At 71.4% G+C, this 14,126-nt stretch carries 11 protein-coding genes, 3 tRNA genes and 1 pseudogene; 5 read left to right on the top strand and 10 right to left on the bottom strand.

What is annotated here, in order from left to right; all coding sequences use genetic code 11:
• Positions 1-14 precede the first annotated feature (14 nt).
• Both ACXJMZ_RS10785 and ACXJMZ_RS10780 read right to left on the bottom strand, forming a co-directional pair.
• Positions 15-1,454 carry an FGGY family carbohydrate kinase gene (locus ACXJMZ_RS10785; RefSeq protein ID WP_457029779.1) on the bottom strand — a complete coding sequence of 480 codons (1,440 nt, stop codon included), beginning with the start codon at positions 1,452-1,454 and terminating at the stop codon, positions 15-17.
• A gap of 91 nt (positions 1,455-1,545) precedes the next feature.
• Positions 1,546-1,839 (bottom strand): hypothetical protein, encoded by a 294-nt coding sequence (locus ACXJMZ_RS10780; RefSeq protein ID WP_403033289.1) that lies wholly within the window; start codon positions 1,837-1,839, stop codon positions 1,546-1,548.
• Positions 1,840-2,150: 311 nt separating this feature from the next.
• On the opposite strand from ACXJMZ_RS10780, the gene ACXJMZ_RS10775 reads away from it, so the two are divergent.
• Together ACXJMZ_RS10775 and ACXJMZ_RS10770 are read left to right on the top strand one after the other, a co-directional pair.
• Positions 2,151-2,223 (top strand) — tRNA-Asn (locus tag ACXJMZ_RS10775).
• Positions 2,224-2,257: 34 nt separating this feature from the next.
• Positions 2,258-2,330: transfer RNA gene (locus ACXJMZ_RS10770), tRNA-Asn, on the top strand.
• A gap of 97 nt (positions 2,331-2,427) precedes the next feature.
• Here ACXJMZ_RS10770 and ACXJMZ_RS10765 read toward each other — a convergent pair.
• Together ACXJMZ_RS10765 and ACXJMZ_RS10760 are read right to left on the bottom strand one after the other, a co-directional pair.
• Entirely contained in the window at positions 2,428-3,177 is a 750-nt protein-coding gene (locus ACXJMZ_RS10765) for a trypsin-like serine peptidase (RefSeq protein ID WP_457029778.1), read from the bottom strand.
• A 65-nt stretch (positions 3,178-3,242) separates the two neighbouring features.
• A complete protein-coding gene (locus tag ACXJMZ_RS10760) occupies positions 3,243-4,115 on the bottom strand; it encodes a trypsin-like serine peptidase (protein ID WP_457029777.1) in 873 nt (290 codons plus the stop codon).
• 217 nt (positions 4,116-4,332) lie between these two features.
• Here ACXJMZ_RS10760 and ACXJMZ_RS10755 point away from each other — a divergent pair.
• A tRNA-Ile gene (locus tag ACXJMZ_RS10755) sits at positions 4,333-4,406 on the top strand.
• Positions 4,407-4,651: 245 nt separating this feature from the next.
• On the opposite strand, the gene ACXJMZ_RS10750 is transcribed toward ACXJMZ_RS10755, so the two are convergent.
• Positions 4,652-5,266 (bottom strand): tyrosine-type recombinase/integrase, encoded by a 615-nt coding sequence (locus ACXJMZ_RS10750; RefSeq protein WP_457029776.1) that lies wholly within the window; start codon positions 5,264-5,266, stop codon positions 4,652-4,654.
• A gap of 122 nt (positions 5,267-5,388) precedes the next feature.
• Here ACXJMZ_RS10750 and ACXJMZ_RS10745 point away from each other — a divergent pair, with 122 nt between their 5' ends.
• Positions 5,389-6,411 carry a WD40 repeat domain-containing protein gene (locus ACXJMZ_RS10745; protein ID WP_457029775.1) on the top strand — a complete coding sequence of 341 codons (1,023 nt, stop codon included), beginning with the start codon at positions 5,389-5,391 and terminating at the stop codon, positions 6,409-6,411.
• 63 nt (positions 6,412-6,474) lie between these two features.
• Here ACXJMZ_RS10745 and ACXJMZ_RS10740 read toward each other — a convergent pair.
• The 4 genes and pseudogenes from ACXJMZ_RS10740 to ACXJMZ_RS10725 form a co-directional block, all read right to left on the bottom strand.
• Positions 6,475-8,704, bottom strand: a pseudogene (locus ACXJMZ_RS10740) (glycosyl hydrolase family 18 protein).
• A 169-nt stretch (positions 8,705-8,873) separates the two neighbouring features.
• A complete protein-coding gene (locus tag ACXJMZ_RS10735; RefSeq protein ID WP_457029774.1) occupies positions 8,874-9,197 on the bottom strand; it encodes an ArsR/SmtB family transcription factor in 324 nt (107 codons plus the stop codon).
• 129 nt (positions 9,198-9,326) lie between these two features.
• Positions 9,327-11,129 carry a LamG-like jellyroll fold domain-containing protein gene (locus ACXJMZ_RS10730; RefSeq protein ID WP_457029947.1) on the bottom strand — a complete coding sequence of 601 codons (1,803 nt, stop codon included), beginning with the start codon at positions 11,127-11,129 and terminating at the stop codon, positions 9,327-9,329.
• A 366-nt stretch (positions 11,130-11,495) separates the two neighbouring features.
• Positions 11,496-12,398 (bottom strand): EamA family transporter, encoded by a 903-nt coding sequence (locus ACXJMZ_RS10725; RefSeq protein WP_457029773.1) that lies wholly within the window; start codon positions 12,396-12,398, stop codon positions 11,496-11,498.
• 146 nt (positions 12,399-12,544) lie between these two features.
• Between ACXJMZ_RS10725 and ACXJMZ_RS10720 the strand changes: the two genes are divergently transcribed.
• Positions 12,545-13,426 (top strand): 1-aminocyclopropane-1-carboxylate deaminase/D-cysteine desulfhydrase, encoded by an 882-nt coding sequence (locus ACXJMZ_RS10720; RefSeq protein ID WP_457029772.1) that lies wholly within the window; start codon positions 12,545-12,547, stop codon positions 13,424-13,426.
• A gap of 46 nt (positions 13,427-13,472) precedes the next feature.
• Here the strand turns inward: ACXJMZ_RS10720 and ACXJMZ_RS10715 are convergent, their stop codons facing one another.
• Positions 13,473-14,051 (bottom strand): Uma2 family endonuclease, encoded by a 579-nt coding sequence (locus tag ACXJMZ_RS10715; protein WP_457029771.1) that lies wholly within the window; start codon positions 14,049-14,051, stop codon positions 13,473-13,475.
• Between the last annotated feature and the right edge of the window lie 75 nt (positions 14,052-14,126).

Raw genomic sequence — 14,126 nt, 5'->3', positions numbered from 1 at the left:
CGGAGGGGCTGACCTCAGTCGGAGGCGGCCAGCTCCGGGTGCACCTGGTCCCGGACGGTCCGGTACTGCTGCCGGACCGAGCCGCCGACCGCCAGGTCGCTGTCCCGCTCGGCGACCAGGGTGACCGCCTCCGGCAGCTCCCAGTGCGGCGGCTCTGCCGTACCGGCCAGCGCCCAGGCGGCCTGCCGGGCGGCGCCCCGGGCGGCGTGGTCCCCGGCAGGCGGTATCACCACGGGCACGCCGAAGATCAGCGGTGCGGCCTCCCGGACGGCGGGCAGCCGTCCGACCGCGCCGAGCAGGAAGATCCGACGGACCGTCACGCCGTTGTCGCGCAGCACGTCCACCGCGTCCGCGACGTTGCAGAGCATGCCCTCCACGGCGGCCCTGGCCAGGTGCTGCGGTGTCATCGACTCGGCCCGAAGGCCCGTCAGGGTGCCTGCGGCGTGCGGGAGCTGGGGCGTCCGCTCGCCGTCCAGGTACGGCAGCAGCACCAGCCCGTACGCGCCGGGGGAGGACTGCAGGGCCAGCTCGCTGAGCCCGGCCAGGTCGGTGCCGAGCAGCCCGGCCATCGAGCGGAGCACCTGGGCGGCGTTCAGGGTGCCGACCATCGGCAGGTGGCGGCCGGTCGCGTCGGCGAACGAGGAGACCGCGCCGGTGACGTCCACCACGGCCTGGTCGTGCACCGCGAAGATGGTGCCGTTGCCGCCGAGCGAGACCACCGCGTCGCCGGGGCCGAGCCCGAGGCCGAGCGCGGCGGCCATGTTGTCGCCGGTACCGGCCGAGATCAGCAGGCCCTCGGGGGTGTGTCCGGCGGGCTCGGCCGGGCCCAGCACGTCGGGCACCAGGAGCTCGTGCCCGAGGGCCAGCTCGATCAGGTCCTGCCGGTACTCGCCGGTGAGTGGCGACCAGTACCCGGTGCCGGAGGCGTCGCCCCGGTCGGTGGTGCGGCGCTTGGGGTGGCCGAGCAGCTGCCAGACCAGCCAGTCGTGCGGCAGCAGCACCTCGGCGATCCGCTTGGCCGAGGTTGGTTCGAACTCGGCCAGCCAGCGCAGCTTGGCCACCGTGTAGGTCGGGGCGGGCACCGAGCCGATCGCCCGCACCCACGGCTCGGGGCCACCCAGCGCGTCGATCAGCTGCGCGGCGGCCCCGGCCGACCTCGGGTCGTTCCACAGCAGCGCCGGACGGACCAGCACCCCGCCCGCGTCCAGCCCGATCAGCCCGTGCTGCTGGGCGGACACCCCGATCGCCCGGACGCCCTCCAGCAGGCCGCCGGTGGCCGCCTCGCCGAGCGAGTGCAGCCACAGCTGGGGGTCGACCTCGGTGGCCCGGGGATCACCGCCCTCGGGCGTGGGATGCGGCGCCCGGCCGTCCCGCAGCACGGCGCCGGTCTCGGCGTCGCACGCGACGATCCGGGTGCGAGTGGTGGAGCTGTCGATGCCCGCGACGATGGCCATGTCGAGATCATGCCTCAGCTCGGCGCCCGGACGGAGCCGACCGGGCGAAGTGTTGCCCACACTCTGCCCGGAAGTCCGTACGTCCGAGGCGCTACGGGCGGTACGTACCCCAGCTGTCGTCCTCCGCGCCCCGGGCGCTGAAGTACGGGACCCGGTCGGTGAGCGCGTTCGGCAGCCGGTCACCGACCTTGCCCGCCACCGCGCCGGCCGCCTTCCCGGCCACCACTCCGGCCTGCTGCCTGGCCTTGCCGGCCACGTCCTGCACCTTGGGGTTCTGCGCCACCTGCCGGGCCGCCCCGGCGATCTGCTCGTAGCGCTTGCGGCCTGCCTTGGCGCCCAGGACGTAACCGACCCCGACCCCCACGACGAACGTCAGCTTCCACATGCTCGGTCTCCACCCTTCCTTGCGGACCCTGCCGCGTTGCCCTGCGTGCCCTACCCGTCCGGCCCGGCGGCGAACCGCCCGGCAGAAGGCGGGCCCGAGGCACCCGGGCCAGCCAGGCTCCAGCATCCCCGCCGGGCGCCCGGGTCGCCCTCCGGGCGCGCCGGGGGAGCCCCGACCGGCCGTGCTCCCGGTCACTCCCGGACGGCCCCGGCGAAAGCGATTGGCGGACCACCCCCCTGAGTGCGCTAATGTATGACCCGCAGCGAGCGCCGAAGCCCGGATCACCGATCCGGACCAGGACGCAAGCTCGGTCCCGCATAGCTCAATTGGCAGAGCAGCCGACTGTTAATCGGCAGGTTATTGGTTCGAGTCCAATTGCGGGAGCGCGGAAGGGCCCAGGCCCGTCCGACACGTGCATTCCCCCATAGCTCAATTGGCAGAGCAGCCGACTGTTAATCGGCAGGTTATTGGTTCGAGTCCAATTGGGGGAGCTTCACCGGCAGTTGAGGTGAGTTGCGTAGAGCGAAGGCCCTTCGGATCGCCGAAGGGCTTTCGTGTTTTCCCGGGGCCACCGGCCGCCGGCCGCGCTCAGGCGGTGGCGCGGCGGTAGAGCTCACTGACCCGGTGGTCGAAGGTGATGCTGTACGAGGTCCGGTCGGTGTCCCCGCCCTCCTGGTAGCCGCCGATCACGCCGACCACCTCACCGGCCCCGGTCAGCCAGGGGCTGCCGCTGGTGCCGTTGGTGTAGCCGTGGCAGTCGAAGCGCTCCTGGGTGGTGCTCTGCTCGGTGGTCCGGTTGCTGCAGGTGATCGGTTCCTCGGCCTCGTGCGGGTAGCCGGTGACCGACACCGGCAGCCCGAACCCCTGGTCCGTACCGAGCCGGAACCCGCCCAGCACGTCCGCGATCTCCAGCCCGCCGACCGGCGCCACGGTGAGGAACGCCACGTCGTACTCCGGGTCCGCCCGGTCGGTCCACTCCTGGTCGACCACCACCTGGTCCACCTGCCAACTCCCGTACGGAAGCTGCCCGTTGCGGTACCCGGGGGCGAACACCAGCTTGTCCAGCCGGCCGAACGTCGGACGCACGCAGTGCGCGGCGGTCACCAGCAGATTCCGCCGCGGGCTGTCCACCACGCTCGCGGTGCAGGCCCGGGGGCCGTCCTCGTCGCCGACGAACAGCATGCCGATCCGGTCCCCGGTCCGGCTCTGCGGGGCGGGCCTGGCGGACGGCATGTCGTCCGGGACCGGTGCGGCGCTGGTGCCGGTGGTGCCCTGCGCGCAGCCCGCCAGCGCCAGGGCCAGTCCGAGGGCTGCGCCGTGCCGCCGTACGCGTGTCATGCCGTCCGTCCTCAGCTGCCGGGAGTGCCTGCCGCCAAGATCTACCAGCCCCGGCCGCCGACGCGCTACCCCGTCGCGCGGTCGTACAGCTCCTGCACCTGGTCGCCGAAGTAGCTGCTGTACGAGATGTCGGGGGTGTCCCCGCCCTCCTGGTAACCGCCGATCACGCCGACCACCGTGCCGGTCCTCGTGGTCGGGTCGAAGTCGGTCACCCAGGGGCTGCCACTGGTGCCGCCGGTGTAGTCGGGGCACTCGATCCGCAGCTGGGTCGGGCTCTCCTCGGTGGTCTTGTTGCCGCAGGTGATCGGCACCTCGCCGCTGCTCGGATACCCCGTCACCTTCACGGGCAGCTCGTACCCCTTGTTGACGCCCAGTCGGTTGGCGCCGAGCACCTGCTGCACCTGTTGGCCGTTCTGCGGCTTGACGATCGCGAACGCCACGTCCATGTCCTGGTTGCCGTGGTCCGTCCAGGTCTGGTCGACCGTGACCGAGGCCAGCGGCCACACCCCGCTGGGGGTGTCCCCCTCGCGGTAGCCGGGCACGAAGACCAGATCGCTGCGCTGGCCCGCGATCGGGTCGTAGACGCAGTGCGCCGCCGTGACGATCAGGTTCTGCCCGGCGCTGTCGACCACGCTGGCGGTGCAGAAGTGGTCGCCGTCCGAGTTGTGCGTGAACACCGCGCCGACCAGGGCGTTCAGCGGGGTCGGCTTGGCGGTGCGGGTGGTGCCCGCGTGCTTGGCGATTGCGGCCTTGATCCGGTCCTGGCTCCACCCGTGCGCGGCGGCGGCCGCACTCGCGCTGCTCAGGCTCGTGCCGGTCGGGAGGCTTGCGCTGCTGCTACTGCTCGGCGTGCTCTCCGGCGCCGCTCCCGACCCGCACCCCGCCGCCGCCAGCCCCAGGATCACCACACCGGCCGCCCACCTGCTGCGCACTGCCACCACCGCCCCTTGCGACCGGACCCACGAGCCTCCAGTCTTCGGCGGCCGCCTGCCCGGTGCCCACCGCAGCTCACCCGGACGGGGAGCGCACGGCCCGCGCACTCGGATGCGCCCCCGGCGAGCACCATGACGGACCGACCGGCTATGCTGCGGAGGACGGCCCTGATGGGCCGTCTGCTGCTGCTCCGGCCCTTTGCGGCCGAAGGCACGGCGAACCGGGGCGGTAGCTCAGCCGGTTAGAGCAGGGGACTCATAATCCCTTGGTCGTGGGTTCGAGTCCCACCCGCCCCACCCACAGCATCTGATGGTTCGTCACATGAGTTGCCGCTGACCTGGGAAAACAGCTCCGCACCGATCGGTAGCGTAGAGCACATTGCGGCGATGGACACGACAGCCGGGCCGAAATTCACCCGTCTGGGAACATCCTGGGAACAACGCTTCGAAGAGCTGTTCCCAGGGCCAAGGCATGGGGCCTGGATACGTCGAGGGCCCAGCGGAACGTTCCCGCTGGGCCCTCGGTTGGATCACGCGAATCGTTACGCCGCTGCGGCGATGTTCCCAGCAGCCGCAGGGCCTTCCGTTGCCCTGGGTAGGTCGGCCAGGGACGGTGCTTCTGGCGACGTGCTCCGAGCGGTCTGCCCTGCGCGTGGCACCACGGCCAAGGTCGCCTCGGCAGCGGCTCGCTCCATCTGGGGGAGCACGCTGGTGTAGGTGTCGGCGGTGATCTGGAAGGACGAGTGGCCGAGCTGCACCTGAATCACCTTCATGGCGACACCGGCAAGCAGCGCGAGTGACGCAGCGAGGTGGCGCAGATCGTGTAGCCGGGTCGGTGGCAAGCCCGCCTTCTCCACCAGCCTCTTGAAGCGGGCGGTCAGATAGTCCGGGTGAAAGCCTTTGCCGTTCTCCTTGGTGAAGACCAAGCCGCTCTCGATCCACTCCAGGCCGGCCGCCAGGCGCCGGTCCCTCTCGGCCTGCTGCCGGTCCCGCCGGAGCCGAAGCAGCTTCCCGGTCTCCTGGTCGATCGGGATGGTCCGCTCGCTGTCTGCCTTCGGCTCCTCTTCGAAGAGCGCGTACGCGACGGAGATGACCTGTCGGCTGATCGTGATGAGGAGTGCCTCAAGATCGGTCTCGGCCCAGGGAGGGCGCAGCACTCGCCGCGGCGTGGGCCACGGAACATCTTGAGGTAGCGTCGCGGCAGTTCAGGGGCCGCCCCGCGGATGGTGCCGGTCTCCCTCCCTCTTGAGGACAGTGAGGTTCGGCAGAAATGCGTAGGGTGGCCCCTTTCACGGCCCGGGACGGTTTTTCGACCGCCGCGGGGATTCAACTGCTCGGTGCCGAGCTCGACGGGCGACCGGTGGTCGTGGCGTTGAGCTCGGCCCGGGGCCGGGACTTCGCGGCGTTCGACGCCGAAGACGGCACCCAAGTACGGGAGTTCGCACTCGGCGCCGGGTTCATCGGCGGTCGGCTGCGCGGGGCGCACATCGACGCCGGTGACGGGCGACGGGTGCTGGTCGCGGTGGACGATTTCCAGGGGCTGCGCGGGACGCTGGTCCAGTTCGACCCGGCCACGGGTGAGCGGGTCTGCCCCGACATCTGGGGCAAGCGGCGCAAGCCGTGGGGCCGGAAGTGGCCGCAGATGTCCGCGGTGGTGACCCACCGCGGCACCGACGAGCGGCGGAGCCTGCTCCTCGGGTGGAGCGACGGCCGGGTCGACCGGGTCGATCCGGTGACCGGGGAGGCGACCGGGCCCCGGATGAGTGGTACCGGCCGTACCACTGTCCGGTCGCTGGCCGCGTTCGCGGCGGCGGACGGCATGCCCCGGCTAGTCGGCGTGGACGCCGACGGGATGCTGCGGGTCTGGGACCTGGAGACCGGGCAGCTGGTGGGCGGTCCGGTCAAGGCGCACAACGGGCCCATCAAGTACGTCGTTCCGTACACGGCGGACGGCCGGACCCGGGTGGCCACGGGTGGCACGGACCACGCGGTGCGGATCTGGGACGCGGAGAGCTGGACGCCGCTCGGCGAGATGATGGTGCAGCGCGACAACACGCTGGGCCTGTGCGCCTACCAGGTGGACGGGCGGGCGGTGTTGGCGGCGGCCTCGGACCGTCTCTACCGGTACGACGGGCTCACCGGGCAGCCGGTGGGGGAGCCGGTTGACGGGTGGGACGAGTACTGCGAGGCGGTGTGCGCCGTCGAGGTGGGCGGCCGGGTCGCCCTGTTCGGCGCGGACGAGAGCGGGATGCGGCGCCTGGACGGTGGCACCGGCGAGGAGTGGCCCGCCGGGGCGGAGTGAACGGACTCCCGGGTGGGGCGCGGGGGTTGGGATTCGGGGGGTCCCCGCGCCCCTGACAGGGGGTTACTTCAGGCCGCTGTCCAGGGCGGTGATCAGGGTGCCGGACGGGGTGTCACCCGATATCTCCCAGATCATCGCGCCGAGCAGGTTCTGGGACTTGAGCCAGGCGGTCTTCTGGCCGATCGACCAGGTGTCGTCGAAGGTCCACCACTGGCCGCCGCCGCCGGTGTAGCCGTAGGTGGAGACCGAGACCGGGTCGTGGTAGACGGTCAGGTTCGGGACGCCGGTGATCAGGTTGTGGTAGCCGCGGGTGCCGGCCTCCTCCGCGAACTGGCCGGGGGCCGCGCCGCCGGCCGCCTGCCAGGCGCCGTGCACGCCGCCGTCGGTGACGGTCTGCCAGCCGCGCCCGTAGAACGGGAAGCCGATGGTGAGCTTGCGCGGGTTGACGCCGGCGGCGAGGTAGGTGTTCACGGCGTTCTCGATCGACAAGTGGAAGCCGTACGGGTTGGCCGGGTCGGCGTGCAGGTTGGCCTGGTGGCCGGTCCGGCCCGGTTCCCAGGAGTTGTCGCTGCCGGCGCCGTGGAAGTCGTAGCCCTGGACGTTGGCGATGTCCAGGGAGCCGAAGATCTGCGCGAGGTCCCAGCCCTGGCCGATCTTGGCCGGGTCGGCGGGGGTGAAGGCGGTGAGCAGCCGGTGCGGGCCGCCGAGGGCGTCGAGCTGGCGGCGGAACTCGGCCAGCAGCAGGGCCAGGTTGGCCTTGTCGCCGGTGGAGTAGTGGTTGTCGGCGTGGCCGTCGGGGGAGCCGGGCCGCTCCCAGTCGAGGTCGATGCCGGCGGCGGTGCCGGGGCCGTCCGCGCCGTTGTAGGCGGGCAGGTTGCCCTTGATCCAGAGGTCGATGCAGGAGGAGACCAGCTGCCTGCGGGAGGCGTCGGTGGCGGCGGCGTCGGAGAAGTACTTGGAGTACGTCCAACCGCCCAGCGAGACCAGGACCTTGAGGTTCGGGTACTTGGCCTTGAGCTTCCGCAGCTGGTTGAGGTTACCGCGCAGCGGGGCCTAGCCGTCGTCGGCGACGCCGTCCACGGACTGCGCGGCGCTGAAGGGCCGGGAGTAGTCGGCGTCCGCGTCGCCCGCGCCGGTGCCCTGGTCGGGGTCCTGCGGGTCGGCGGTGGTGCCCTTGGTGACGCCGGACAGGCAGGTCAGGTTGACCGGGTCGATGTTCTCGAAGGCGTAGTTGACGACGTCGAGCTTGGCGCGCTGCCGGAGGTGTCGAGGCTCTTGGCGAAGTACTGTCGGTCGTAGATGCCTCACTGGGTGAAGTAGCCGACCCGGGTGGCTTTCCGGGCCCGGCCAGGTCGCCGGTGATCACGCTGAGCGGGGCAGAGGCGGCGGAGCTGTTGTCGGCGGCGTCGCGGGCCTTCACGGTGAAGGTGTACGCGGTGGCTGGGGAGAGCTGCCCGACGGTGGCCGAGGTGGTGGTGACGGTCTGCACCAGCGCGGCGCCCTGGTAGACGTCGTAGGCGGCGACGCGCTGGTTGTCGGTGGCGGCGTTCCAGGCCAGCGCGACGGTGGTGCTGGTGACGGCCGTGGCGCGCAGGTTGCCGGGCGTGCTCGGCGGGACGGTGTCGGTGGCCGGGTCGACGGTGGTGGCGCTCAGTGCGGCGCTGACCGGGCCGGGGTTGCCCGCGGGTGTCCTTGGCGCGGACGGTCAGGCTGTGGTGGCCGGGGTGAGGCCCGGTCAGCGTGGTGGCGGCGCCGGTGGCCGTGCCGAGCACGGTGGAGCCGCTCAGCACCTCGTACGAGGCGACCGGGAAGTCCCCGGCCTTCGCCACCGTCCAGCTCAGCGCCAGGCTGTGCGCGGTGGCGTCGACCAGCTGGGGCGTGCCCGGGGCGCCCGGCGGGACGTCCGGGGTGCCGTCGCACTTGTCGCCGTTGATGCGGCAGTTGAGCGGTGCGGCGTTCGGGCCGTTGCCGATGAACCAGAAGCTGTACGGCTCGGTGGTGGAGTTCGGCTGCACCGTGGCGTTGTAGTACGCGTTCGTTGCCGACACATGCGAGCCGGTGACGGGCGCCTGGCCGTTGTACGTGCCGGAGACGGTGGCGCCGGGCGGCAGGTCGAACTCCAGCGTCCAGCCGGTGACGGCCGTGGTGGTGGCGTTCCTCACGATGTACGTGCCCTTCCACCAGGAGCCGTTGTCGGCGCTGGTGAACGAGGCGGTGAGCTTGCCGGCCGCGTGCGCGGCTGGGCGGTGAGCAGGGCGAGCGGCAGTGCCAGCGTTGCGAGCAGGGCCAGCAGACGGGCCCTGGGACGGTGCCTTCATCGGACGTGCGTCGGTACTCCCTGTCTGGTGTGGGGGATTCCGTACAGGGGTGCCGGGGAGCTAGCCACTGGCAGGGCAGGTGGACCGGGCAGACTCGTCAACAGGTCTACACCTTACGGGGGTTGACACATGGCCAGGGGCGCGTCAGTCGCCGAGCAGCCGGTCGACGAGCGGGCTGCGGGTGTAGAGCACCAGGCGGCCGTGGCGGGCCCGGGTGGCCAGGCGGGTGGCGTGCAGGACGGCGAGGTGCTGGCTGACGGCGCCGGGGGTGACGCCGAGGCGGCGGGCCAGTTCGGTGGTGGCGGGCGGCTCGTGGAGCAGCGTCAGCAGGCGGGCCTTGGGGGCGCCGAGCAGCTGTTCCTGGCCCCGCGCGGCGACGCGGCGGCCCTCACGGGCGCGTTGCGAAAGCTGTTGGCCGCGGACCGCGTGGCCTCCGGGAGCGCCGCGCGGGCGCACGCGATCGAGCATTTCGACCTGGCCGCGGTCGCCGACGGCTGGCAGGCGCTGCTGCGCACGGTCGCGGCCGCCGGCCCGGGCGGGCGCTGACGCGGAGCCGCCCTGGCAGGGCGGCGGCCGGTCCGGTCAGTCAACGGTCGGTCAGTTGTAGGTGCTGGAGCTCCACAGCGATACGCCGTCGATGCGGTAGATGACGAGGTTGCCGTCCGGTTGCAGGAACATGCAGTCGTCACCGTTGTTGTAGGTGCCGCTCGCCCACAGGGCGGAGCCGAAGGTCTTCGCGGCGGTCGGGTAGATGACCAGGTTGCCGTCGCGCTGCAGGCTGAGGACGGCGTTCGGGTAGCCGGTCGGGCCGGCGGTCCAGGTGTTGCCGTTGGCCCAGCCGGTCTGCGTGATCTTCAGCTGCCCGCCGGTGAAGGACAGGTTGCCGTGCGCGGCACTCCAGTTGGAGCCGCTGTTGTAGTTGGTGTCGTCGGCGGGGAAGAGCACGTAGCCCGGGGTGCCGGAGAGCAGCGCCGACTGGGTCGGGCTGAGCGCGGTGCCGTTCCAGACCTGGACGTTGGAGATGGCGCCGTTGAAGAAGGCGAAGTGGCCGCCGTTCGAGGAGCCGAAGTCGCCGACCCGGAAGCTGCCGTTGAAGCCGGAGACCGGGGTGTGGGTCAGCGAGCCGACCGCGATGCCGTTGATGTACAGGGCCATCACGTTGGACAGCCGGTTGTAGGTGGCGGTCAGGTGCGTCCAGATGCCGGCCTGCACGATGCCGCCGCCCGAGCCGGCATTGGCGCAGTCATAGTTCCAGCCGCCGTTGTCGATCCGGGACATGCAGAACTTCCACTGGCCGCCCGGGGGCTCCGCGTAGATCATGAACCCGGAGTTCTGGGTGCCGTCCTGGGACACCATCACGCCGCCGTTCGGGCCGGCCTTGGCCCAGACCGAGACGGTGAAGCTCTGGGTCAGGTCGAGCACGGAGCCAGCGCTCAGGACGGCGCTGCTGGTGCCGTTGAAGTGCACGTCCGGGCTGAAGATGTCCGAAGTGTTCCAGGTCGCCCCGGACTGGCCGGTCAGCGGGGTGTTGCCGGTGCTGTCCTTCGCCGTGGTGGCGGTGGTGCCGTTGGCGGTGCTGTCGTTCAGCTGCCAGGTGTGGGTCGGCGTGAACAGGCCCTGGTTGGCGTTGCCGGTGAGGGTGGTGCCGCTCAGCAGGTAGGGCGCGGCCTTGCCGGTGCTGTCGACGGCCCACAGGTCGGCGGTGCCGTCGCCGTTGATGTCCGCGGCCTGCAGCACGGTCTTGTCGAGCGCGGTCCAGCCGCTGGAGGCGAGCTTGACCGGCGCGGTGGGCGTCGGGTTGGTGCCCTGGAGCTGGATAGCGGCCAAGTTGCTGAGCACGGTCGGGCTGTAGTACCAGAGCTCGCCGTTGGCGGTGTTGCGGGCGTAGAGCGCCGGCAGGTTGTTGACCAGCGCGGTGGTGACGGTCCATCCGGTCCAGTCGGCGCCGTCGGCGGGGTTGGTGTTGGTGAGCGGGACGCTCGCGTCGGCGGCCGCGTACCCGCCCGGGATGCCGGCGCCGCTGGTCAGGGCGAGCTGGCCGTTGACGACCAGCAGCAGGCCGGGAATCGCCGCGGGCGTGCCGATCGCCGTCTCGTAGAGGGCGCCGGCGTTGGCGACCTGGGTGGCCTTGGCGCCGCTCTGCGAGTTGGTGAACGCGAGGGCGTTGACGTTGACCTGGGAGCCGGAGAGCGGAAAGAAGTCCAGCAGCTTGGGGTGCCTTCGAGGCGGCGCTGGCGGATCTCCGGGTTCGACGGCGATGTGTCGTGCCGCCGTCGGCCTGGTGGCATCAGAGCGGTAGTCGAAGGTCGTTTCGCACGGGAAGGCGGGTCCCTTGGATAGCTGTTTCGAGGGATGGCCAAGGCCCAGCTCAAATTGGTTGAGGTGTGCCGGTGGCTGCACGGCCAACTTCGGATGGGAACGACACGGGGGTGCAACCCGGCGCGATGCAGTGCAGCATGAATCAGCTAGCGCCCGCCTGACCTGCAGTGCAGTGCAATGCGGTGCGACTTGGTGCGGTGTGGGGCGGGGGAGCTGGAACCTCATAATCCCTTGGTCGTGGGTTCGAGTCCCACCCGCCCCACCTATTCAGCTGTGCGGCAGTCCAGCCTTTACCTCGCCCTTAACCTGCGAGAACTCTAGAGCATCCCTTCGTACATCCAAGGGCCTCGTAAAGAAGTTCACCCCGTTAGGGGAGCGTTGACACCCGCGTGAACTGCGGTGCGGTGCCGCCGTCATGAGGGACCGTCAGCCGGTGCGGGCCCGGCCCTACCCGAGGGCGATCAGGGCCAGGCCGGTCACGATGGCCCCGGCGGCCAGCAGTCGGGCCCGCAGACGGCCCTCGGCGAGGAAGGTGCCGCCGAGCAGTACGACCAGCAGCACACTGGCCTCGCGGACCGGCGAGACCACGGCGGCGGGCGCCAGCCGCAGGGCGAACAGGAACAGGAGGTACGGCAGCGGCATCAGCGTGGCCGCGCCCAGGATCAGCAGCCGGCACTCCCGCCACAGCCGCCCGAGCTCGGCCCGGCGGCGGCGTACCAGCGGGCCGAGCAGCACGACCCGGCCGAGGTCGTCCACCCAGTTGAGCAGCAGCGGGGAGACCGCGAGCGGGCCCACCGTGTGCTGGTCCCAGAGCGTGTAGCCGGCGATCGTGACGCCGGACAGCAGCGCGTAGCCGAGCACCCGGCCGTGCCCGCCGTCGGGGACACCGTCGTTGGGCAGGCTGCCGGCGACCGGCCGTGCGGACAGCCCGAGCGCCACCACCCCGCCGACCACCGCCAGTGCCCCGAACAGTCCGACGGCGCTGGGCAGCACCCCGAGGAAGACCGTGCTGCCCACGATCGCCAGGATCGGCCCGCTGCCCCGGGCGATCGGGTAGACCAGCGAGAGGTCGCCGAGCCGGTAGCCGTACTGGATCACCAGGAAGTAGGCCAGGTTGATCACCACGCTGCCACCGACGAAGCCCGCCTGAGTGGCAGTCAGCCGCCACCCGTCACCGGTGCTCGTCAGCCAGACCACCACCGGCGCGTACGCGAGGAACGAGCCCAGCGAGGCCAGCCAGACGAAGGCCGTCGCGTCGTACCGGGCGAGGCGCTTGCTGACCAGGCTCCAGGCCGCGTGCAGCACGGCTGCGCCGGAGGCCAGGGACAGGGCGGTGGCGGTGGTTCCCAAGTTCTGTCCCCGTGCGGTTCTGCGGCGGTGGCTGGTCGGTTGCCATCCTGGCCGCTGCCGGGCCCGGAGGAGTGCCGGTTCCCGCTCCGGACAGCAACTGTTCATCCGAGATCAACCGCCCGGACCGGGGTGCCTATGCTGGGCGGATGCTGTTGCCCGCCGACCTGCCGACGCCCCTGCAGGTGCTCGACGACCCCGACTTCGCGCGGGCCGGGGTGGAGCTGCGGCTGAAGCGGGACGACCTCGCGCACCCGACCGTCCCGGGCAACAAGTGGCGCAAGCTCGCGCCGAACCTGGCGTACGCGGTGGAGACCGGCGCCCGGGGGCTGCTCACCTTCGGCGGGGCGTACTCCACGCACCTGCGGGCGGTGGCGGCTGCGGCGCAGGCGCTCGGGCTGCCGAGCATCGGGGTGGTACGGGGGGACGAGCTCGCCGCAGCCCCGCGCAACTGGTCGTTGCGGGCCGCCGAGGGGTACGGGATGGAGCTGCGTTTCGTCTCCCGGGCCGACTACCGCGCCCTCCTGACGGATCGCCGGCCCCCGGCGCCCGGCTGGCTGGTCCTCCCTGAAGGGGGCTCCAACCCGCTGGCGGTCCAGGGCGCCGCCGCCGTCCCCGCCGAGATCCCCGACCTCGGCCCGGCCGACCTGCTGGCCTGCCCGGTCGGCACCGGCGGCACCCTGGCCGGTATCGCCGCCGGTCTCCCGCCCGGGGCCCGCGCGCTCGGTGTCGCGGTCCTCCGCGGCGAGGGCTACCTGGAAAGCGAGGTCGCCGACCTCCACCAGGCCACCTACGCCCGCCAGTTCACCAACTGGCGGATCACCCACACCCACCACGGCGGCGGCTACGGCCGCCTCACCCCCGAACTCACCGCCTTCGCCGAGGAGTTCGAGCAACGCCACGGTCTCGCCCTGGAACGTCGCTATGTCGCCAAAACCCTCCAGGCGGTCCACCACGCCACCACCACCGGCCAGTTCCCCCCGGGCACCCGCATCACCGTGATCATCACCGGCCTGCCCGACCCGGTTTGAGATCCGGACACCGAACGGCTCAAGCAGTGGTCCCGTTGAACGGGCGTCAGCGGACCCACTGCTTGAACGGCTCGGTGTCGATCGTGAGCGCGACCGGGGCGGGGACTTCAATGGTCTTGCCGAACGCGTAGTGGACAAGAACGGTGTAGGCACCGTTTTCCGGCTGACTGTAGACGAGGGTCTCGCAGTTGGTGCGGTCGACCATCAGGTAGACCGGGATGCCGGTCTCTGCGTATGCCCGGGGCTTGTCCACTCGATCGCGCTGGTCGGTGTCCGAGTCGTAGGACGTCACCTCGACCACCATGGCAACCAGATCGGCATCAGCCCACTCGCCCTGGCCCGCGAAGCTCCCCCGAGGGGCGAGCGTGCCGTCCGGCTTGGCGTAACCACGACGGTAGGTGTCGACCTTCAGGCCGCGCTCGGGATACAGCCAGAGGTCGGGCCGCTGCTGCATGCAACGCTCCATGACCCAGCGGATGACTTCGTCGTGGTCGCCGTCCGGGACCGCCTTGACCCCCAGCCTGCCGTGGATGAACTCCAGGCGGACGCCCTCGCGCTCGGCTGCGACAGCGATGCGCTCGAACTCCTCGGCCAGCATCTGCGGCCGATCCTCGATCGCCGTCATCGCACACCTCCGTTCTGAGCCTGATGGGCCACAGAGTACAACTCAGCCGGGATGGGTGGTCGGCATCCGTTCAAG

Source organism: Kitasatospora sp. P5_F3, assembly GCF_054049135.1.
Note: the sequence above shows the minus strand (reverse complement) of the source record. Positions and strands in the feature narration are given on the sequence as shown.

Coding starts and splice junctions, on each gene's coding strand:
- ACXJMZ_RS10785 (WP_457029779.1), bottom strand. CDS start 1,454: ATGGCCATCGTCGCGGGCATCGACAGCTCCACCACTCGCACCCGGATC.
- ACXJMZ_RS10780 (WP_403033289.1), bottom strand. CDS start 1,839: ATGTGGAAGCTGACGTTCGTCGTGGGGGTCGGGGTCGGTTACGTCCTG.
- ACXJMZ_RS10765 (WP_457029778.1), bottom strand. CDS start 3,177: ATGACACGCGTACGGCGGCACGGCGCAGCCCTCGGACTGGCCCTGGCG.
- ACXJMZ_RS10735 (WP_457029774.1), bottom strand. CDS start 9,197: ATGCTCGATCGCGTGCGCCCGCGCGGCGCTCCCGGAGGCCACGCGGTC.
- ACXJMZ_RS10720 (WP_457029772.1), top strand. CDS start 12,545: ATGCTGTTGCCCGCCGACCTGCCGACGCCCCTGCAGGTGCTCGACGAC.
- ACXJMZ_RS10715 (WP_457029771.1), bottom strand. CDS start 14,051: ATGACGGCGATCGAGGATCGGCCGCAGATGCTGGCCGAGGAGTTCGAG.